This is a genomic window from Corynebacterium glaucum (assembly GCF_030408855.1).
GTDB lineage: Bacteria > Actinomycetota > Actinomycetes > Mycobacteriales > Mycobacteriaceae > Corynebacterium > Corynebacterium glaucum.
In genome coordinates, this window is record NZ_CP047358.1 from 2,321,502 (window position 1) to 2,342,301 (window position 20,800).

The following is a 20,800-nucleotide window of genomic DNA, read 5'->3' on the forward strand; positions in this document are numbered from 1 at the left end:
CGAATCATGCAGTTCAAGGGATACAACGACGACGGTTTCTCCCACGACCCCGCAGGTGGACAACGCAACGGCTCCGGTTCGCCGGCGCGCAACTACGCCATCGGCGCAGCCTGCATCGTGGTGGCCGTACTCTCGTTCGCGTTCCTCACCGGCTCCACCGCCGTGTTCATTGGCATCGCGGGCGCGATTGCGGGCACGGTGTTTCTGGTCATGGGAGCGCAGGCGGCCGACGAACGCCAGCCTGACCCCAGCACCCAGGGCCCGGGTGCGGACTACGACTGGGACGGCAACTTCCGCCGCGAGTTCGGCGACGGTCAGTACCGCTAAAAGCCCGGGCCACCTAGGTGTTGCCCGGTGGCGGCTGTGTACCCTAAGCTAATCACGTTAGCTTAGGCACACCTAACCCAGGGTGCTTTCGTTCCCGACCGAAAGGGCGAACCTTGAAACGCACTTCCCCACTGTCGCTTCAGCGGCTGACCGCTACCTTCGCTGCGGCTGCGCTGCTGCTCACCGGCTGTTCCAGCGAGTCCGCAGACTCCGGCCAGCGCACCGACGAGGCAGGGTCGAACGACCGCATTGTCACGCTGGGGCTTGGCGACGTGGACACCGTCCTCGCGCTAGGGGAACAACCGGTCGGCTACGCCACCTGGGAGGCAGAGGGCTCGGGCGATCCGTCCGGCCTCGGACCGTGGGCGAAAGACAAGCTCACCGCCGAGCCGAACCCGATCCGCAACACCACCACCGAGTTCAGCACCGACACCGCTGAGCAGGTCGCAGCACTCGATCCGACCAAGATCATCGCGGTCAACAGCGGTTTCGACAGCGACAAGCAGGCCCTGTTGCAGCAGATTGCGCCGGCGACCTTCCATTCCGACCAACACGAGGACTGGCAGGTGCCGTGGGACGAGCAGATTAAGGAGATCGCGGCGGCGTTGGGGCAGGAAGCTGAGGGCGACAAGCTCATCGCAGAATCCGAGCAGGCTTTCGCCGACTTCCGGCAGGCGCATCCGGAGCTGCAGGGCAAGACCGCAGTCATCGGGATGCCTTACGACGGCAAGCTCGGCGTGTACACGGCAGGCGACGGCCGCGGCTCCTTCATTGAAAAGCTCGGGTTTACCATTCCGGACAAGTTCAACGGTGACGGATCCAGCTTCTTCATCGATTGGTCCCCCGAGAACTACTCCGACCTCAATGACGTGGACTACGTGTTCATCCTGGACTACTACGACGCGATCGACGCGCTGAAAAACGATGCCTCGTTTGCGAACCTCGACGTCAACACGCGCGGGGGCGTGCACTGGCTCGACACCGACACCGCCAACGCGATGAGCATGCCCAACCCGCTGACCATCCCGTACGCGATCACACAGATTGACCAGGAGCTCTAGAGCGCGCTAGCGGGGCACGATCAGCGGCCCTCCTGCCACCGGGTCCTCGGCGACCACGGCGGGCAGCGAGAATACGTCGGCAAGCAACTGCTCCGACACAACCTCGGCGGGCGTGCCTGCCGCTTGCACCTCGCCGTCTTTCATCACGACCAACTGGTCGGAAAAACGCGCCGCGAGGTTCAAATCGTGCAGCACCATGACCACGGTGCGCCCCATGTCATCGGCGAGACGGCGAATAAGTGCAAGTAACTCGACGGAGTGGGAAAGGTCCAGATACGTGGTCGGCTCGTCCAAAAGCACGAGAGGGGTGTCTTGGGCGAGCACCATCGCGATCCACGCACGCTGCCGCTGCCCACCGGAAAGCCGCTCGAGCGGGCGCTCCGCGAACTCGGACACCTGAGTCAGCTCCATCACCTCGTCCACCATCGCGCTGTCTTTCTCCGAGGTCTGGCGCAGCCACGTCTGGTGCGGGTGACGCCCGCGTCCGACCAAGTCACGCACCGTCAGCCCGTCCGGCGCTACGGGGGTTTGCGGCAGCACAGCGAGCGTGCGGGCGATCTCGCGGCGTTTCATCTCCGCGGTGTTTCGGCCGTCCAGGACCACCTCGCCACGCTCGCGCGGGATCAGGCCAGCAACCGCGCGCAACAACGTTGATTTACCGCAGCCGTTCGGCCCGACGATGGTTGTGACGCCGCCGCGCGGGACGTCGAGGGCGAGCCCGTCGATAATCGTTGCCGCGCCGTAGCTGACGGTGAGATCACGCACGTGAAGCATTACAAGGTCACCTTTCTGGTCGCGCGCATCAGCGCGTAGAGCAAGGCCGCCCCGCCGAACGCTGACGTGGCCACGCCTACCGGCAAATCTCCCGGCACAACAGTGCGCACCGCGAGGTCCGCACCGGCGACGATCAGCGCGCCAGCAATCATGGCGGTGCCAAGTGGGGGCGTGGGGGCATTTGCTAATCGACGGCCCACGTGCGGCGCCACAAACGCCACAAAAGCAATCGGACCTGAAGCCGCCACCGCCGTCGATGTCAACGCCACGGCAAGCACCATGAGCACAAGCTGGGTGCGCCGCGGATCGACGCCCAGCCCCGCAGCCGTGTCGTCTCCGAGAGAGAGGGCCTCGAGCTGGAATGACGCCCAGCGCAGCAGCGGCACAACCAGCGCAAGCGCCACCAACACAGCAGCGGCGTCACTCCAACCCGAGGATCCGACAGAGCCGGTCACCCACGCCTGGGCTTTGCCCACATCGCGGTAGTCGGCGCGGACGAGGAGGAACGAGTTGTACGCCACCGCCAGGGCGTTGAGGATGATGCCGGCGAAGATGAGCTGAAACGATCCCAGCCCGCCGGCGCGGCTAAGCCACCACATCGCCAAGGAGACCGCTATTCCGCCGACAAACGCGCTCAGCGGCACTCCGAGCGCGCTGAGCAGCGCCCCGGTACCGCCACCCGCGAGCAGCGCTGTAAGTGCGAACGCCGACGCACCTGAAACAACGCCCAGGATGTCTGGACTGGCCAGCGGGTTACCAGTGATCGTCTGAAAGATCGCGCCCGCGAATCCGAGCGCGGCCCCCACCGCCAGCGCCGTGGCAACACGCGGCAGGCGCCACTCGACGACCACGGTGCGGGCCATGCCGGTGGACTGTCCGGTCAGGGCGGCGAGGACGTCGTGAAGCCCAAGCCCGAATTCACCCACCATGATGCCCCCGAGCGCGACGGCGAGCCCACACGCAGCGAGCACGACATTAACTGCAAACGTGCGGGTCACAGCTTCGCCCCCTTCCGCAGCAAGTACAGGGCGAACGGGGCGCCGACGAATGCGAGGGTGATGCCAACTTGCAGCTCACCGGGGCGGGCGATGACTCGGCCGGCGACATCCGCGAGGAGCAGCAGCGTCGCACCGGCAAGCGCTGAGCACGGCAGCACCAGCCGGTAATCCGGCCCGGTCAGGGAGCGGACGATATGCGGCACGACCAAGCCGACAAACCCGATCGGGCCCGCCCCCGCCACAGCTGCACCGGCAAGCAGGGCGACCAGCAGGATCCCCACCGCGCGTGCAGCTGCGACGTTGACGCCGAGGGAGTGCGCGACGTCATCGCCCAGGTTCACCATGTTCACCCGGTTCGCCGTGGCGAACGCAGCCACCAGGCCGACCAGTATGACCGGGGCCACGGCGGCGACGATGTGCATGTCCCGGCCCGCGACGGAGCCCGCCGTCCAAAACCGCATGTCATTAAGGCTTTGCGTGCTGGTGAGCACGATGCCGCTGGTCAGCGCGGAACACACCGCCCCGAGCGCGGACCCGCCGAGTACCACCGTGATCGGGGTGGATCCGCGGCTTCGCGCGCTCAGTGCGAAGACGAGCACTACCGCCATTGTCGCGCCGAGGAAACCGACCCCCACCGCGACCAGGACCGGCAGCGAGCCGAACACGGCGGTTGCCGCAGCCACCGCAAGCGCCGCCCCCGGGGCGATGCCCAGCAGGTTTGTGTCAGCCAGCGGGTTGCGCGTGTGCCCCTGGAGCAGAGCTCCCGCTGTGCCTAGCGCCGAGCCGGCGAGCAGGCCGAGCAACGTGCGCGGTACCCGCAGTTGGGCAACCACTTGCGCTTCCTCACTGACCTGCCCAGATTCGGTGTGGAACGCGAGGGCAAGCCCGTCACGCACAGCGCTGACGCTTTCTGCCACGCTCATTTGCCGTGCGCCGACGGCGAGCGAGAGCAACACCGCGGTGACAGCCGAAATCCCTAGCACGATGGCGAATCCCGCGTGTCTAGTCGCACTCATGGTCTGTCACCGCCAATACCCCATGAACGAGACATGCTGGCGCGGCAACCCCGCCTCCCTAGCCAACAGGCGGCGCATCGCTTTCACCGAAGTGTTCTTGCCGGCGATCCAGTAGTAGGTGTGTCCGGACGCGCCCGCCCCACCGTTGATGGGTCCCCCGCTTCCCGAATACGTCGGGGTTTCCCAGACATTGTCTCGCTGTACCTCACCGTCGTTATCGGGCTTATCGGTGGTGGGAGCTACTGGGCCCCGCAGCGGCTCAATGTCCTGTTTAAGCTGCGCGTAGAGCTTGTCCCCATGCCCGACTTCGGGCTCGGTGCGGAAGTGCCAGCGGACGTCAACGTGGGCAGGCGCATCGATTTGGAGGCTGTTGCCCGCCGGCACCTCAATGTCAGCGGAACCGGCGAGGTCTTCGGGCCAGTCCTCCAGTACTCGGGAAATCGCCGGAAGAGCAGTTTCATCGCCGTACAGTCGAGCTGCCGCGGCAGCGCCGGGAGCGAATTCGATGCCGACACCGGACGCGTCATCGCGGGTCGGCCCGATGATCCACAGCGCCTGCCCGGGCAGCACGCTTTCCGCCCACGCGGAGGCCGGCCCAGCGTTGTGGCCGTGCAGCACGAAATCCACATCGAGTTCGTCCGGGTCACCGTCGTTGCGCCGGAGGGCGCGAATGGAGTAGGTGCGGAGATGCCCGCGCGTGTGTTCCGGCATGGCGCGCCAGAGGTCCCACCACCCCTCGGCCGGCAAATCAACAAGCCCTGCCGCCGACGGGATGATGAGCTTGATCCGCAAATCCATGATGGGCACAGCGGGGCCCATTGCGTCGACACCGGTGAACGTCACACGTTGAAAATTCGGTGCGATGCGCTCGCTGCGAACGACTGTTGCAAGGAAGGGCCGGAAACTCACTGAACGGACTATATAGGATTGCCTAACTTAACAAAAGTACGGGGCTTATCCATGAGCAAAAACGCTAACTTAACTACGGTCCCAGAGCTCCAATTGGAATCACTGCGACACCGTCGTTCCGGCGGAGTGCGGGTCCTCCCGAGGTGATCACCACCAAGGCTGGGTCGTCATCAAGGTGCCCTGCGAACCGCTTGAGTGTGTCGGCCGCATGCTCAATCACCTCTGGGGTGTAGCCCAGTTTCACTTCGACTAGCACGTCCCGGCCACCGACGTTCGCGACCGCGTCGACCTCCAGCTTCGTGTTAAGCCGGGCGTGGTACACCGTTCTGCCCGTGAGCGCACGTAGTTCGTGCACAACGAGGGACTCAAAAAGTTGGCCGAAGTACGCCGGATCTCGAAGTAGATGCTCTGGGCCTCGATCCAGTGCTGCCATAGCAAAAGAGGGGTCAGCGAGATGGCGCTTCGGCGACTTCCTCAACGTCGCTTTAGAGCGCAGGTGCGTGAACCAGGCAGGCTGATCCACAGAGACGAAAATGCTCGCAAGAGCATCGAGATAGCCCCGTGTTGTTTCCCGTGAGGTATCGGAATCGGTCGCGATGGTTTGCAGCTCCAGCTCGGTGCCCACACCGCGAGCTAACGAGCGGATCATTCGTCGCACTCGCTCTGAATCACGATTCACTCTGCCAGGGGCGTGGACATCCACGGCCGCAACGGTTTGTACGTAGTCACGGACGTTTTCAAGCGCATCTTCAAACGGGAGACCAACGTTGTAAGGAAGGCCACCCCGGCACACTCGTTCCGCCAGCTGCGGCAGTGTTAACGCTGGTGCAGAAAACGGCAACGGGTCCCCTGCAACTGCCGCGGCAAGCGAAACCGACCCATCCGATTCTCCGGTTTCAAAAAGGGTCATCGTCGACATCGTCATTCGTGCGAACCGGCCGGCACCCGAGTGGCTCGTTGCGTTCGCCTCGGGGGCCGTGGAACCGGTGAAGATGAACTGCCCCTTCGCCTGACGCTCGTCAATGGCGTGCCGCGCGAAATCCCACAGTCTCGGCTGCAACTGCCATTCGTCGATAAGGCGCGGCGTGGCGCCTTCGAGCAGCAGCCGCGGGTCATTATCCATAGCGAGAGTGACGCCAGGGTCCGCTTCTACGTTAAGAAAACTCGCAGCTTGCTGTTTTGCCGTCTCAGTTTTCCCGCAGCCTTTCGGCCCCTGAATAAGGACACCGCCCTGCCTGCGGAGCGATCGTTCCAATTCAGCATCTGCCAACCGTGGAATATACCCATTTTCCATACCGCTGCATATTACCAGCTAAACGTTCTAGGTTGGCGTTCTGAAAACGGTTTGCTTGACGTTTTGAAAACGACTTGGTTGGCATTTTGAAAACGGGGAGGGCCGGGGCTCGTCGATTGGCGAACGCCCCTTACTTCGGCTCCCACAGGCTGCTCGGGCCGGTGAGAGCTTTGCGGTCGCGCGCGAGAATGAGGCGGTCCAAGTCGGCGAGCACCGCATCGACGTCCGCGGGGTTGTACTTGCGCTCGCGGCGCGCCTGCTGCAGCTCGCGGCTGGCAGCGCGCAACGCGACCTCCTGCAACTGCGCAGCGCCCGCGCGGGCACGGTCGAAGGCAGCCTTGCGCTCCTCCGAACCCTCGGGGTCCTGCAGGCGCTGCTCCGCGATCGAGTCGAGGCGCTCCTGCATCATCGCGTACGCCTCCGGCGCGTACTCCTCGCCGTGCTCGCGGACCGCCTTGCGCGCCGCGTCGAAGGCGCGCTGGTTCAGCTCCTCGAGCGCCTTGTCGCCGGCCGGGCCGTTTTGCAGGTCAAGCTTATCGACGAGCCACGGCAGCAACAGCCCCGGCACCACCATCGTGCAGGTGAGCACAGTCAACGCGATGACAGAGAGTTCGTGGTGGTAGCTCGTCGCCGACGCCGGGATCGCCAGCACGAGCGCCAGCGTGACCAGCCCGCGCATGCCCGCCCACGCCATGAGCAAGACCTCCTGCAGGCGCAGCGGAGAGACGTTGGTGTGGTGCTTTTTCTGGTTGATCTTGTACAGCACCCACATCCAGATGAAGCGCACCGCGAACGCGACGACGGACAGGACCACGCCCACCTTCACTGCCTGCCAGATGTGCGTGCCCGCGGTGTCCAGCGCGTCGCGCACGCTCATGCCGATCAGGCCGAACGCCACGCCGGTAAACAGCAGCTCCACGGTTTCCCAGAAGGAGTGGCCGGTCAGCCGGTCCTCGGCGGTCATGGCGGAGCGCGAGGACATCTCCACCGCGGCGATGACAATCGCGATGACGCCGGAGGCTTCGATGGCCTCGCAGCCTGCGTAGATGGCGAACGGGAGCACCCAGGTAAACGCTGTGCGGATCACGGAATCAGGCACGGAGTTGGCAAAGACAGCGGCCAGCCTGCCCACAACCAGGCCGATTAGCACCGCGGCGATGGCGGCGTAGAGGAACTGCAACACGCCCTTGCCAAAGTCGACCTCGCCGTGCGCGACCGCGGCCGCCATCGCGACGTTGAAGGTCACGATGGAGGCGGCGTCGTTGAACAGCCCCTCCGTCTGCAGCGTGCCGGTGATGCGCTTTGGGATACCGGCCGGGCCCGCCACCGCATCCACGGCCACCGGGTCCGGCGGGGCAATCGCTGCGGCGAGCACCATCGCGGTGGCCAGGCTGAGCCCCGGCAGCATCCACATCGCCGTGGCGGTCAGCGCGGCGATGGTGAGGAACACCAGGATGATCGACATGGTCAGCACCACGTTGAGCTGCGAGCCGATCTGCCCCCAGCTCGTGCGCCGGGCCAGCGACCACAGCAGCGGCGGCAGGAAGATCGGCAAGATCAAGTGCGGATCGATGGACACCGTGTCGATGCCAGGGATGAAGATCACCGGCGCGACCACCACGGTTAGGAGCGCCGGCCACGGCAGGCCGGTGCGTTCACCGATCGCGGCGACAAGGACGGTGGCCAGCAGCAGGCCGATAAGTGCTATGAAAGTTCCCACGGTGGGTCAGTTTACGGCGCACCGCGGGCGGCAGCAGGTGTCGCCGAAGCTGATCCTCCATCTCAACGTTCGTCGACTCGGTCCCGCGCACTCTCTACCTCCGCAAACTATATAGGCTTGCCTAACCGAAGCACTGAGGTGCGTAGTCCCCGGCGCCCGTATAGCTGGCCAAACGGCTAGTCGCCTTTAAAACAGGTGTCGGCACGGGCGCGGGCATCATCAACCACTCCGACATCAACCGGTACCTCGTTTCGACCTTCGTCGCCCCGGCCCTGAGCGCCTAACCAACCCTTTTCGGAGTTGTTTGAAACAACTCCGAAACAACTCGCCGTAAAACTGACCCGAAATCAACCCATCTGAGCAGGTCAGGATAGTTGTTTGGAGTTGTTTAGAGGGAAACCCACCGAACACTCGGACCTCGAGTCGGGCTACCGTCGGCAATCTTCGCTTTACCCAAATCTCGAAGGTGGCGAAGGATTCGGCTCACTGATTCACGCTCTACGCCGAGTTCATTCGCAACCTCACGAGCGTTCAGGGACTTCCCCTCGCGCAACTGAGCAATGATCCAGTCCTCGGTAGTCACGGATGCAATGGCAGTAGATTCGTTCCCCTCAAAGGCCGTCCGAGCTCGAGCGGACAGTATCCACTCAGGAGCATCCCGCAAAGGTTCTAGGAAGCCCTGACTTGCGTACCACCCCAAGGTTTCTTGGGCCTGCGCTTCCGGGACTTGCATGAGTCGAGCTGCCGTGGACGTCATCAAAATCTGGTTGTTCGCTAGATGACGCGCAACCAAAAGCCCATCCACACTCTTGAAGATCGCTTCGCCAAACTCAGTACGCAACAGGTACAGCGTCTTAATAAACGCCGAATCGACATTTCCGGCGGGCAACGTGACCTCAACAAACGGCCCATCGGCATTCAGACTGGGGGCTTGCCTACCACTAGCAAGCATGGAGACCCACATGCGATCGAAGCCTCGCGAAGATTCTTCAGCAAGTCCTAACTGTCGCAGTGCACCCATCAGAATCGGGTTGCGCGGAATCGATTGGGTGGTCAGAATCCTCTCCTCGGGCACGCCTACGGGGAGGCCACCAGGAGACCATACGGTCAGACTGGTCGGAGACTGATCAACGACGATTGCAGTGGTCGCCCCCCAGTCGCGGTGCGCGAATGCGTTAGAAACAATTTCATCTACAGCAGCCGCAGGAAACGCCGGAATGGGAAACTCTTGCCCGTTCGGGAGCTGCACTCGCGCAATCTCCTGCGACGTGTGAGCCTTAATCAACGCACGTAGCTGTTCTGACGCAGTAATCAACGGTGCGGAGATCTCGGTTACTTTCGGATCGCCACTGGGCACGTCGCGAAGCAAATGTCTCACGACCGTCCGGTTGTGCAGTGGCTGCATGAAGAGAATTTCTGCCGCAAATGTCAGCGCGCCATCGGCCGTAAGCAATCCCAATTCACTGCAGAGTTGAAGACTCGTCTGGGGTACAGGCGAGTCATCACCCAAGGCATGCTTCCGGTTGGCAAGGAGTGCTTTAGCCTGCTCGATTGCCTTAGGGTCGAGATCTTCAGGGCTTCGTCGAGACACAATAGCGCTCAGGTCAGGGTTCGAACGGGACAGGTGAATACTGCGACGCTCATCCTCCCCCAAAGGAACACAGTTTTTCCCGACGCGTTTACTGGCCTGGCCTTTGGAACGCTGATACAACGCCATCCCCCGCGGGATGCGCAACGCAATCAAACGCTTGCCACAGCGCTCGATTTCAGAAGCTTCGACCTGAATATGAGGCTGCGTCTTGCTGTAAATCTTTTCCACCAACCAATCGCATGAGCGATCAGTACCAGTGAACGCAGCAGGGCCTGCCTTCTTGTCATTGACGCCAAGGACAATGTAGGCGACTCCGCCGTCGGCGTTGGAGAAACAAATAACTTCGTCGATGAGAAACTCCACAAGACCCGCATCGGGGTTCTTGTTCATCGGGTGGACGGCGGGATCCTCCTTGAAATCCAGTACCTGGGATTCCCAGATATCAGCGCTATCTCCGGCCTCAATTGCCGACAGTGCTTCCTTCACACCCTCAAAACCCGAATCGAGCATGGGCCCAGAATAACAAAAGTTGTTTCAAAGTTGTTTGAAACAACTCCGAAACAACTTACCGCAAAAATCGCCCAAAATCAGTCCATCGACGCAGGTCAGAATAGTTGCTTGGAGTTGTTTCGAGTTGTCTATAACTCGACCGGAGCTACCATTCTCGTTATAATCCCGTTCATCGGCTGGCCAGGAGGCGTGGTTATTTTCCACAACCTGGTCGGCGTTTTAATTGGTCGGCCGGGCAGCGGTGCCGGGCGACCCCGGCACCGCGCCGCCGTGGCCGCTACACCGCGTCGAAGAACTCCACCGTGGTGCCGTCGAGCACCTTCGAGGGCACCCCGATCTTGCCGGCGTCCCGAGCGGCGGCGTAACCGGACAGCCGGTCACGGTAGTGCAGGAAACGCTTCAGACTGCCGAGCTCGGTGACGTCGACAAGCTCCGCGTCGCCGAAGCTGTTCGGGTTGTCGTTGTACTCGGCGATGACGCCCGCACAGTCCGGACAGTCGGGGTGAACGAAAATTTCTTCAATTGCCATGCCGCCCCCCTTAGTGCCCGCGCGGCTGGCTCAGCGGCTCGCCGGACTCGAAGAACGGGCGCAGCTGGTTGTCAAACAGGGTCAGCGCGGCGGCGATGGCCATGTGCATGTCCAAGTACTGGTAGGTGCCCAACCGGCCGCCGAACAGGACGTTGTTCTGCTCGGATTCTTCGGCCGCGAGGCGTCGATACGCTTCGAGCTTCTCGCGGTCCTCCGGGGTGTTGATCGGGTAGTAGACCTCGTCGTCGTCCTCCGCGAAGCGGGAGTACTCCTTCACAATCACCGTCTTATCGGACGGGTACTCGGAGCGCTCCGGGTGGAAGTGGCGGAACTCGTGGATGCGGGTGTACGGCGCGTCCGCGTCGTTGTAGTTCATCACCGGGGTGCCCTGGAAGTCGCCAACCTCGAGCACTTCCTGCTCGAAGTCGAGGGTGCGCCAGCCCAGGCGGCCCTCGGCGTAGTCGAAGTACTGGTCCAGCGGGCCGGTGTAGACCACGGGCGCCTCCGGGTTCTCGGCGCGGATGTCGTCTGCGACGGCGAACCAGTCGGTGTTCACGCGGACGTCGATAAGCTCATGCTCTGCCATCTTCTCAAGCCAGGCTGCGTAACCGTCGACCGGAAGGCCCTCGTACTTGTCGTTGAAGTAGCGGTTGTTGAAGGTGTAGCGGACCGGGAGGCGGGAGATGATCTCCGGCGGCAGGTCGGTCGGGTCGGTCTGCCACTGCTTTGCGGTGTAGTGCTTCACAAACGCGTCGTAGAGCGGCTTGCCAATCAGCGCAATGCCGCGCTCCTCCAGGTTTGTCGCCTCGGCCGGATCCTTGCCTTCGCGCTGCTCCTCGATGAGTGCCTTGGCCTCATCGGGCGTGTAGTAGCGGCCGAAGAACTGGTTGATCAGGCCCAGTCCCATAGGGAACTGGTAGGCGGTGCCGTCGTGCATCGCGAAGACGCGGTGCTGGTAGTCGGTGAAATCGGTGAAACGGTTGACGTACTCCCACACGCGATCGTTCGAGGTGTGGAACAGGTGCGCGCCGTATTTGTGCACCTCGATGCCGGTCTCCGGGTCGGCTTCGGAGTAGGCGTTGCCGCCGATGTGCTCGCGCTTTTCCACCACTAGCACGCGTTTACCCAGCTCACTGGCGGCCTGTTCCGCCACGGTGAGCCCGAAAAATCCAGATCCAACAACGATGAGGTCATAAGCCATGGGCTCAAGTCTCGCATACATGGGCAAGGACCGCGACACGCCAAGTCTCAACATGTGCTTGAGAGTTCAACGTGGTTTATAGTGCACATTGATTAACTAACCTCACATCAGTCACAGGAGTAATACCGTGCACCAACGCCGAAGCCTCAACCGTGCGTCCCGCCGGATGCACCCCGCATGGGCGGCCATTAGCGCAGCCACCGTCGCCGTGGCCATGGTCGCCACCGCAGCATTCGGCGGCGGCAATATCCTCCAGGTTCAATCCGTCGCACCCGCGAATATCGAGGTCTACTCCGACACCGACACGTTCGCGGGCGGCGACAGCATCGTCGTCGACGACGCCGCCGTGCGCACCCAGGGTGGCGAAGACACCGAGGTCCGCCGTGTGGTCAAAGAGTTCCAGCGCGAGCGCGAGTTCTCCCTCTTCGCGCTGACCTGGACCGGCGATCGCGACATCGTCGCCTACGTCCGCGCCGAGCGTGCCGACGGCACGTGGTCCGAGTGGTACGAAATGGAACCGGCAAGTTTGCCGGCTGGCGCGCTCAAGGCCGGCACCGACCCGATCTTCATCGAGCCGACCAAGCGCGTCCAGGTCTCCACCGGCAACGTCGACATGCTTGAAGACGGCCGCGCGGATTCCGAGGCCCCCACTACCGCCAACGACCTCGAAGCCGTGTTCATCGACGGCGGTACCGGCACCGCCGAAGGCGACGTCAACATGGTCGCCGACTCGTACACCGCGGGTATGCCGAAGGTGGTCTCCCGCGCATCGTGGGGCGCAGGTTCGAGCAGCAACCCGACCTACACCGAGCCCGTCACGGCCGCGACAGTGCACCACACTGCCGGCTCCAACAACTACACCGAGGCCCAGGCCCCCGGCATCGTACGAGGCATCTGGCACTACCACGCTGTGACTCAGGGATGGGGCGACATGGGCTACAACGCCCTCGTCGATAAGTACGGCAACATCTACGAGGGCCGAGCTGGCGGCCTGGACCGTGCCGTGCAGGGTGCGCACGTCGGCGGCTTCAACGCCAACACCTGGGGCGTTTCCGTGCTGGGCGACTACCAGCAGGCCTCGCCGTCACAAAAGGCGATCCAGTCCTTGGGCGAGATCATTGGCTGGAAGGCCGCTGTGGCCGGCTTCGACCCGATGGGCCAGAGCTACCACGCCGCGGACTTCAATTTCCGCGGCTCCCGCTACGGTCAGGGGCAGGGCGCAATGTTCCCGAACATCAACGCGCACCGCGACTTCCACTACAACCAGTGCCCGGGTGACAACCTGTACGCACGAATGGACGACATCCGCCGCATTGCCGCGGTGAAGTACAACGCGCTGAAGACCTCCGATGCCAACCCGTCCACTACTGCGACCACCACACCGAGCCAGAATCAGAGCCAGAAACAGAAGCAGAACCAGAACCAGAACCAGAACCAGACCCGCACTGAGACGGTGACCAACCAAAACGGCTCGAAGACCACGGTCACCAACAACAGCGACAGCGAGACCAGCTCCGCCGATTCCCAGCTGCTCTCCGACCTGCTCGCCGGCGACGCCACCGCCATCGCCACCGCTGCGGGCACGGTCGCAGGAGTCATCCTCGTCTACGCGGCCAAGCAGGGTTTGCTTGACGACGCCATCAAGAACGTCGCAGGCCAAGAACTGATCGCCGGCCTGACAGTGAAGGATGCCGCCCCATACATCGGCCCGGCGTTGAAGTTCGTCGGCAGCTCCAAGGTGGCGGACGTGTGGTACCAGTTCGAACCAGCGCTGGGCAATATCGTCGGCACGGGAGCCGGCATCGGTGGCTCGGAGATGGTGTTCTACGAGAGCGGCATCGGCGTGCAGAACAACTCCGGCGAGATCTTCACCATGGTCGGCGAGATCGCCGATGCGTGGCTGCAGCAGGGCCTCGACCTCGGCCCGCTGGGCCTGCCTACCTCGCAGATCATCAGCACCGGTAACGCAGGCGACCTGGATGAAGTGAAGATGGAGTTCGAAGGCGGCGCGATCGTCTACACCCCGTCCGAGAACACGGTGAACATCATCACTGATTAGACCTGACCGTAGGAGCGCTCTACCGCGTCCTCCCACTGCGCAATGAGCCGGTCCCGATCGGGGCCGGCCATTTCGCTTTCAAACGTTGTGATCGGGCCCAGCGGCAAAGGGGCGTCGATAAGCTTGGCTCCCATCCCTGCCGCCGAGGCCGCACCCATCACTGTCGTCTCAATGTTTTCGGGCCGCGCCACATCGACGCCCAGGATGTCCGCCTGCATCTGCATGAGCAGGTCATTGTCGGTCATCCCACCGTCCACCTTCAGCTCGCTCGGGTCGCCACCCATCGCCCGCACCACCTCGAACGTCTGCAGGCAGGTCGCCTCCAGCGCCGCACGAACAATGTGTCGCTTATCGACGTAGCGTGTCAGCCCACAAATGATCCCCCTCGCATCCGGACGCCACCGCGGGGCAAACAGCCCAGAAAACGCCGGCACGATGGTGACGCCGCCGGAGTCCTCTACCTGCGCTGCGAGCGTTTCCGTCTCCGCCGCTGTCTTGATGATGCCGAGCTGGTCGCGCAGCCACTGAATCAGCGAACCACCGACCGCGACTGATCCCTCCTGCGCGTACACCGCGGGTTGGTCTTCGATTTGGTACGCCACCGTGGTGAGCATCCCCGTCTCCGAATGCACCGGTGTTTCACCCGTGTTGAGCAGCATGAACAGACCAGTGCCGTAGGTCATCTTCGCGTCGTTCTGCGTGAGGCAGTTTTGGCCGAACAGCGCCGCCTGTTGGTCGCCGAGTACACCGGTGATGGGTACACCTGCCAGAGGCCCGCGGCTTCGCACGGCGCCGAACCTGCCTATCGAGGGCCTGATCTGGGGCAAGATTTCTTGGGGTACGCGCAGGTCGTCGCAAAGCGAACTGCTCCACTCGAGTGATTTGAGATCCATGAGCAGGGTGCGGCTGGCGTTGGTGACATCCGTGAGGTGCAGCGCGTTGTGCGGCTCGCGCGCGCCGCCGGTGAGATTCCAGATCAGCCACGTGTCGATCGTGCCGGCGAGGAGTTCGCCGTTTGCGGCGCGCTCACGGGCGCCGTCGACGTGGTCGAGGATCCATGCCCACTTCGGTCCGGCCGGGTATGAGTTGTGCAGCAGACCGGTTTGCTCATGGTATCTGTACTGGTCGCGCGAGTCGGGCGGGTTCGTGCGAGTGTCCTGCCAGACGATCGCGTTGTAGATCGGCCGGCCCGTTGCTTTTTCCCAGATCACCGCGGTTTCGCGCTGGTTGGTGATACCGAGCGCGCTGATGTCCTCGTCCGCGAGGTCGATGTCCGCGAGCGCCTCGACGATCGCGCGTCGAGTGTTGCGCCAAATCTCCACCGGATCGTGCTCCAGCCAGCCCTGGCGAGGCAGGTGCTGGCGATGCTCGAACTGCGCGTGCGAGACGACGTTGCCGTCCGTGTCCGTGATGAACACGCGCGTCGACGTCGTGCCCTGGTCAATCGCGGCGATGTACTTCGCGCCGTTGCGCTTGGCTTGTGGCTTCGCTTGCGACTTCGCGGCGTTTTGCTGCATGCCGCGATTGTATTCAGCGCGTTCTCCTGTGCTCAGATCCCCTCTTGTAGAAGGGTCGAAGTACCGCCGGAACTCGACCTGGGGTTTTCCACGGTCATTCTTCGACCCTTCTACATTGGTTGTAGAGGGGTCGATGGATAGCGGCGAGGCGACCTGGGCTTTCACCTTCCACAGTTTCGGACCCCTCTACAACCGGGTTATCCACCGGGCTATCCGCAGCGCTGACACAGGGGCTTCCATTTCCGACAGAACTAGTCCATCATCGCGCTATGACATCTACTTCGAAAATAGCGAAACGTAAACAACAGGAACTCAAGCTCATCGATCGGGTCGCCATTGCAACAAGAAAAGCTGTGATTACCGGCCCAGCGGGGGCGAGACTCTTAGGACTATCCACCTATTCCTGGATAGAGCAGGTCGACCTCGTACTACCGGGCTGTTCGAATTCATGGGGCACACAGCGGCCTTACCCCGACCGCGTCTACCGCAGCGCAAAAATTACCGAACAGGAATTGAGCGACTACCACGGGTTTCGCGTGGCTAGCCTTGCGCGGTGCCTATTCGACTCGTACCGGTACCACGGACGCACCGAGGCGCTCGTGCAGATCGAGTCCGCCCGTTGGAAGCACAAAGACCTCTCGGTGAAAGCGTTACTTTCCCGCACCTCAAACATCACCCGCGGCAATGGAATTCGAGAGTTCGAAGCTCTCATCCGCTACTCCTGCGACACCTGTCAAAGCCCGCTCGAAACGCTCGTGCGCGACGCGATCTTGCAGGCTATGCAGGACGGCACGCTCACCGGCATCCAATCCATCGAGCACCAGGTCGCCTTCACCATCACCGATCAGTACGGGGAGCGCACCAAAGCTATTGTCGACGCCCTGTTGAACGGCTTCATTGTCATCGAGGCGGATGGAGCCGTGAAGACGAGCGGCGAGTACGGAGACGAGGACACGATCACCCGCTCCGAACGCCACCGGGAACGCGAGCTGCAGAACCGCGGCCTCGTGGTGCTGCGCGTGACCTGGAAAGACGTAACGTCGGGCGAGTTCATTCAGAAGCTCAAGCGACTGCTCGAGATGTACCCCGTGCCGGTGGCGCGGCCGGCGTAAGCCGCGGGCCCTACACACCGCACTATTATCGCACCCATGGGTGCAACCAACGCAGCGGAAAAGACGCTCGCGGTGATCTCCGCGATCTCCGTCGCAGGAGCAGCTGTCGCCATCACGTACGTTGTCGTGTCGATGGTGTGGGCGTTGGCTACTGGAACCTACATCGACCTGGACGAGAAGTTCTCGGTCTTCTACCTCATCCCAGGCATCGCATTCATGGCGGTCGCGTTGGTCGGCGCGGTGATTGGGCTGGGCATGCGCGGCATTGCCAAAGACTGGAGTCACTCAGCGAAACTCATGACTTTCGGCCACGTCGCATCCTGGGCACTGGGGACAGGGTTCTACCTGTTCGTTCGGTTCTTTTGGCCCAACCCGTGGCTAATGATCTTTATCTTCGCCGTCGCCGCGCTCGGCCAGCTCCTCACGCTCAGGGGCCTGCTCCTGCTCAGAACCAGTGCTCGAGTACAGCCGCCACGCCGTCCTCGTCGTTCGACACCGTGACGTGATCCGCGGCATCCAACAGCACCGGCGAAGCGTTCGCCATCGCTACGCCCATGCCCACCCACGCGAGCATCTCTAGGTCATTGGGCATATCCCCGAACGCCACAATCTCCTCCGGCGCAACCCCGTACTGCGCCGCCAGCACCGACACCCCGGTCGCCTTGTTGACACCGGGTTGCGAGAACTCGAGCAACCCCTCATCCATCGAGTACGTCACGTGCGCTTCGTCCGGATCAACTACCGGCGCGACCAGCTCAAACATCTCCGCAGACGTCATCGCCGGGCAGCGCACAAGTAGTTTCGCCGCGGGCACTGAAACCAGCTCCTCCACCGTCACCACCCCGAACCGCGAGTCCCACGCGTCGCGGTTGTAGCTCGGCGTGATCAGGAAACACTCGTCCTCCGGATCCAGCGCGCTTTGCCCCACGCGCTCCACCCCGTAGCCATGCTCCACGCCGCGCAGCACCCGCTCCACCTCGCTGACCACCGAGGCCATCGTGTCCGGCGCCAGCTCAAACGCGCGCAGGACGGCGTCGCTCCCCGGGTCGTACACCACCGCACCGTTCGCGCACACGCACGGCGGGGCGAACGGCAGCTGGTCCAGCACTGGCAGCAGCCATTGATGCGGCCTACCCGTCGCTATGCCGAAAAAAGCCCCAGCTCGCACGGCCCGCGCAACCACGTCGCGCAGCCGCGGGGTGACGCGGCCTTTGGAGTTCAGGAAGGTCCCATCAATGTCACTGATGATCAGTTTCGGGGGCATTTCGCTTATCGACGCCCCTTCCGACGCGCCTTCTTCGCCTTCTTCTCTTCTCGAGCCGCGCGCTCGAGGCGGTAGATCTCGTCGGCCTCCTCCACGGTCGGGGCGGTGCCTCCAAGCGCCACCGGCATCCAACCCTCGCCCTCGCCGGAACCGTGGGCCTCGGCGTACTCGGCGCGGGTGGTGTCGAGCAGCGCCTGCATGTCAGCTTTCAAGCGTGCGGTATCTGCTTCGGCGTCCCCGGTGAGCTCCACGGGCGCGCCGTAGCGGATGATCACCGGCACGTTGCGGAAGCGCTTCGGCAGGTCTTTCGTCCACAGCCGCTGCGAGCCCCAGATGACGCACGGGACGAGCGGCACGTCGGGGGCGTACGCGATGCGCGCCGCGCCGGTTTTGAAGTTCGCGAGCTCGAAGGAGCGCGAGATCGTCGCCTCCGGGAAGATGCCCACGAGCATGCCGTCTTGAAGCTCGCGTACGGCGGCATCGATGGAGGAGCCGCCGCGCTTGCGATCCACCGGCACGTGGCGCATCCTGCGCAAGATCGGGCCGAGAAGTTTGACGTCGAAGACGCTCTTCTTCGCCATGTAGCGCACGAGGCGCTGCCCGCGCAGGTGCGGGCCGACCGCGGCGAGGATGAAGTCGTAGTAGCCGGTGTGGTTGCCGGCGAGCAGCGCGCCGCCCGTTGCCGGGATGTGCTCGGTGCCGTACACCGTGACGTCGATGTTGGATACGTGCAGAAAACGCCGCGCCATGCGCACCGTGGCCGGGTAGAGCCCTTCGCGCGATTCGCTCGGGTGGTCCGGGACCGGCTCGAAGTCGTCCGGGACGTGGAAGCCCAGGTAGGTTTTCACGGTGTCAGCACGTCCTTGCCCACCCACGGACGCAGCGCCTCGGGCACGACGACGGAGCCGTCGGCCTGCTGGTGGTTCTCCAGGATGGCCACCAGCCAGCGCGTGGTGGCCAGGGTGCCGTTGAGCGTCGCCGCGGTCTGCGTCTTGCCGTCCGCGTCGCGGTAGCGGGTATTCAGGCGGCGCGCCTGGAACGTGGTGCAGTTCGAGGTCGAGGTCAGCTCGCGGTAGGTGTTCTGAGACGGCACCCACGCCTCGGTGTCGAATTTCCGCGCCGCGGAAGATCCGAGATCGCCGGCCGCGACGTCGATAATGCGATACGGCACCTCGACCTGCTCGAGCATTTCGCGCTCGAGGCCGAGCAGCTTTTGGTGCATCTCCTCGGCATCTTCGGGCTTGCAGTAAACGAACATCTCCAGCTTGTCGAACTGGTGGACACGCAGAATGCCCTTCGTGTCCTTGCCGTAAGAGCCAGCTTCTCGACGGAAGCAGCTCGACCACCCGGCGTAAAGCAGAGGACCATCTGAGAGATCGATGATCTCGTCTCGGTGGTAACCGGCAAGCGCCACCTCGGACGTGCCCACGAGGTAGAGCTCATCGCGCTCGAGGTAGTAAATCTCCTCGTCGTGCTCGTCGAGGAAGCCGGTGCCGGCCATGATCTCCGGGCGCACGAGCACCGGCGGGACGATGACCTTGAATCCTGCTTCACGCGCCTTCTGAGCTGCGAGCATGAGCATGCCCAGCTGCATCCAGGCCCCGTCGCCGACCAGGTAGTAGAAGCGCGCGCCGCCGACCTTTGCGCCACGGGCCATGTCGATGATGCCAAGCGCCTCGCCCAGGTCGAGGTGGTCTTTGACCTCAAAGTCGAATTCGGGAACCTCGCCGACGTGCTCGAGGACCTCGAAGTCCTCCTCGCCGCCGGCCGGCGCGCCTTGGATCGGGTTCGGGATAGCCACCTGCAGTCGCGCGACCGCTTCAGCGGCTTCAGCCTCGGCGGCTTCGGCTTCCTTGACGCGGTGCTTCAGCTCGTTCGATCCCTCGAGCAGCGCAGGACGATCCTCGGGTGCCGCCTGGCCGATCTTCTTGCCAAACGCCTTCTGCTCTCCGCGCAGCTCATCAGCCGTCTGGATGGCGGCACGGCGGGCTTCGTCGGCGGCCAGCAGCTGATCTACCAAGCCCGGGTCTTCGCCTCGGGCGACCTGGGATTGGCGAACGTGGTCAGGGTTTTCGCGCACACTCTTAAGATCGATCACGCCTTGAGACTCTACCGTGTTCACGTTCACCTTTACTGGTAATAACCAGCTCCATAAAATGGAGCGCATGATCACCGACGGGCCCACCCCGAAGCACGCGCAGCTGCGCCAAATCCTCGAGCGCCGCATCGGAGATGAGCTCAAACCCGGCGACCCCCTGCCGGGCGAGCGCGCGCTGGAGGACGAGTTCGGGGTTTCGCGGATTACGGTGCGCCGCGCGATTGGGGATCTCGTCGCCGCAGGCAAGCTCAAGCGTGTCCGGGGCAAGGGCACCTTCGTCGCACCCAGCCAGCTGGTTAGCCGCACCCACCTGGCCAGCCTGTCGGATGAGATGCGGCACCTGAACGTTGCCGCGTCGTCGAGGATCCTCACGTCAGACATTGCCGTGCCGCCAGAGGAAGTGGCCGAATTCTTCGGCACGGACGCAGAAACGCCACACGTGCGCCTGCGCCGCTTGCGCCTCGGCGACAACGAGCCCTACGCCATCGACGACGCCTGGTACAACGCCGACCACGTACCCGACCTGCTCGACCACGACGTCGACCAGTCCGTCTACAACGTGCTGGAGGAAATATACGAGATTGTGGTCACCGAAGCCGAACAGATCGTCTCCGCCGTCCCAGCCGGCAATACCAACGCCAGCCTCTTGGACACCACCGCGACTACTCCCCTGTTGCACGTTATCCGCCGCGCAGTGAGCGAGACCTCGGGCGGGGCCACGCCGATCGAGTACTGCACCTCCGTCTACCGCACCGACCGCTACCGCCTTCGCACCCGCGTCGTCCGAGCGCTCGATTAAGGGATCAGTCAGCCACGTAGA

19 protein-coding genes are annotated in these 20,800 nt (G+C 63.3%); 6 read left to right on the forward strand and 13 right to left on the reverse strand.

Features of this window, described 5'->3' with window-relative positions:
- Positions 1-6: 6 nt before the first annotated feature.
- Both CGLAUT_RS11230 and CGLAUT_RS11235 read left to right on the forward strand, forming a co-directional pair.
- A complete protein-coding gene (locus tag CGLAUT_RS11230; RefSeq protein ID WP_290185257.1) occupies positions 7-327 on the forward strand; it encodes a hypothetical protein in 321 nt (106 codons plus the stop codon).
- 113 nt (positions 328-440) lie between these two features.
- The gene (locus CGLAUT_RS11235) at positions 441-1,388 is read left to right on the forward strand and encodes an ABC transporter substrate-binding protein (RefSeq protein WP_290185258.1); all 948 of its coding nucleotides are present in this window, start codon (positions 441-443) and stop codon (positions 1,386-1,388) included.
- 6 nt (positions 1,389-1,394) lie between these two features.
- Here CGLAUT_RS11235 and CGLAUT_RS11240 read toward each other — a convergent pair whose 3' ends face one another.
- The 9 genes from CGLAUT_RS11240 to glf all read right to left on the reverse strand — a co-directional run bounded on the left by CGLAUT_RS11240 (position 1,395) and on the right by glf (position 11,930).
- Positions 1,395-2,162: an ABC transporter ATP-binding protein gene (locus tag CGLAUT_RS11240; protein ID WP_290185260.1), complete on the reverse strand. Its 768-nt coding sequence runs from the start codon at positions 2,160-2,162 to the stop codon at positions 1,395-1,397.
- Positions 2,162-3,160 carry a FecCD family ABC transporter permease gene (locus CGLAUT_RS11245; RefSeq protein ID WP_290185261.1) on the reverse strand — a complete coding sequence of 333 codons (999 nt, stop codon included), beginning with the start codon at positions 3,158-3,160 and terminating at the stop codon, positions 2,162-2,164. The genes CGLAUT_RS11240 and CGLAUT_RS11245 overlap by 1 nt, the downstream gene beginning before the upstream one ends.
- Positions 3,157-4,176: a FecCD family ABC transporter permease gene (locus tag CGLAUT_RS11250; protein WP_290185262.1), complete on the reverse strand. Its 1,020-nt coding sequence runs from the start codon at positions 4,174-4,176 to the stop codon at positions 3,157-3,159. The genes CGLAUT_RS11245 and CGLAUT_RS11250 overlap by 4 nt, the downstream gene beginning before the upstream one ends.
- Positions 4,177-4,182: 6 nt before the next feature.
- Positions 4,183-5,085, reverse strand: coding sequence for a siderophore-interacting protein (locus CGLAUT_RS11255; protein WP_290185263.1), 903 nt, complete (start codon positions 5,083-5,085; stop codon positions 4,183-4,185).
- Positions 5,086-5,158: 73 nt separating this feature from the next.
- The gene (locus CGLAUT_RS11260; RefSeq protein WP_290185264.1) at positions 5,159-6,379 is read right to left on the reverse strand and encodes an ATP-binding protein; all 1,221 of its coding nucleotides are present in this window, start codon (positions 6,377-6,379) and stop codon (positions 5,159-5,161) included.
- Positions 6,380-6,509: 130 nt separating this feature from the next.
- Positions 6,510-8,099 (reverse strand): cation:proton antiporter, encoded by a 1,590-nt coding sequence (locus CGLAUT_RS11265; RefSeq protein ID WP_290185265.1) that lies wholly within the window; start codon positions 8,097-8,099, stop codon positions 6,510-6,512.
- 388 nt (positions 8,100-8,487) lie between these two features.
- Entirely contained in the window at positions 8,488-10,200 is a 1,713-nt protein-coding gene (locus tag CGLAUT_RS11270) for an RNA-binding domain-containing protein (protein ID WP_290185266.1), read from the reverse strand.
- Between the two features lie 277 nt (positions 10,201-10,477).
- Entirely contained in the window at positions 10,478-10,729 is a 252-nt protein-coding gene (locus CGLAUT_RS11275) for a hypothetical protein (RefSeq protein WP_290185267.1), read from the reverse strand.
- Positions 10,730-10,739: 10 nt separating this feature from the next.
- On the reverse strand, positions 10,740-11,930 hold the full coding sequence (gene glf / locus CGLAUT_RS11280) for a UDP-galactopyranose mutase (protein ID WP_290185268.1): 1,191 nt from the start codon (positions 11,928-11,930) through the stop codon (positions 10,740-10,742).
- A gap of 127 nt (positions 11,931-12,057) precedes the next feature.
- Between glf and CGLAUT_RS11285 the strand changes: the two genes are divergently transcribed.
- Positions 12,058-13,989, forward strand: a complete 1,932-nt coding sequence (locus tag CGLAUT_RS11285; protein WP_290185269.1) for an N-acetylmuramoyl-L-alanine amidase — start codon at positions 12,058-12,060, stop codon at positions 13,987-13,989.
- Here the strand turns inward: CGLAUT_RS11285 and glpK are convergent.
- On the reverse strand, positions 13,986-15,506 hold the full coding sequence (gene glpK, locus CGLAUT_RS11290; protein WP_290185270.1) for a glycerol kinase GlpK: 1,521 nt from the start codon (positions 15,504-15,506) through the stop codon (positions 13,986-13,988). The two genes, CGLAUT_RS11285 and glpK, sit on opposite strands and share 4 nt — an antisense overlap.
- Positions 15,507-16,042: 536 nt before the next feature.
- Here glpK and CGLAUT_RS11295 point away from each other — a divergent pair.
- Positions 16,043-16,618: a putative endonuclease domain-containing protein gene (locus tag CGLAUT_RS11295; RefSeq protein WP_290185271.1), complete on the forward strand. Its 576-nt coding sequence runs from the start codon at positions 16,043-16,045 to the stop codon at positions 16,616-16,618.
- A 36-nt stretch (positions 16,619-16,654) separates the two neighbouring features.
- Positions 16,655-17,119: a hypothetical protein gene (locus tag CGLAUT_RS11300; protein WP_290185272.1), complete on the forward strand. Its 465-nt coding sequence runs from the start codon at positions 16,655-16,657 to the stop codon at positions 17,117-17,119.
- Here CGLAUT_RS11300 and CGLAUT_RS11305 read toward each other — a convergent pair.
- Genes CGLAUT_RS11305 through serS form a run of 3 tightly spaced genes read right to left on the reverse strand, consistent with a single transcriptional unit; the run spans position 17,064 to position 19,980 of the window.
- Complete coding sequence (locus CGLAUT_RS11305; RefSeq protein WP_290185274.1) at positions 17,064-17,882, reverse strand: HAD family hydrolase; 819 nt, start codon at positions 17,880-17,882, stop codon at positions 17,064-17,066. The genes CGLAUT_RS11300 and CGLAUT_RS11305 overlap by 56 nt on opposite strands.
- A 5-nt stretch (positions 17,883-17,887) precedes the next feature.
- Complete coding sequence (locus tag CGLAUT_RS11310; RefSeq protein ID WP_290185275.1) at positions 17,888-18,730, reverse strand: lysophospholipid acyltransferase family protein; 843 nt, start codon at positions 18,728-18,730, stop codon at positions 17,888-17,890.
- Positions 18,727-19,980 (reverse strand): serine--tRNA ligase, encoded by a 1,254-nt coding sequence (gene serS / locus CGLAUT_RS11315; protein WP_095661197.1) that lies wholly within the window; start codon positions 19,978-19,980, stop codon positions 18,727-18,729. The genes CGLAUT_RS11310 and serS overlap by 4 nt, the downstream gene beginning before the upstream one ends.
- A gap of 58 nt (positions 19,981-20,038) precedes the next feature.
- Between serS and CGLAUT_RS11320 the strand changes: the two genes are divergently transcribed.
- Positions 20,039-20,779: a GntR family transcriptional regulator gene (locus CGLAUT_RS11320; RefSeq protein WP_095660819.1), complete on the forward strand. Its 741-nt coding sequence runs from the start codon at positions 20,039-20,041 to the stop codon at positions 20,777-20,779.
- The last annotated feature ends 21 nt before the right edge of the window (positions 20,780-20,800 follow it).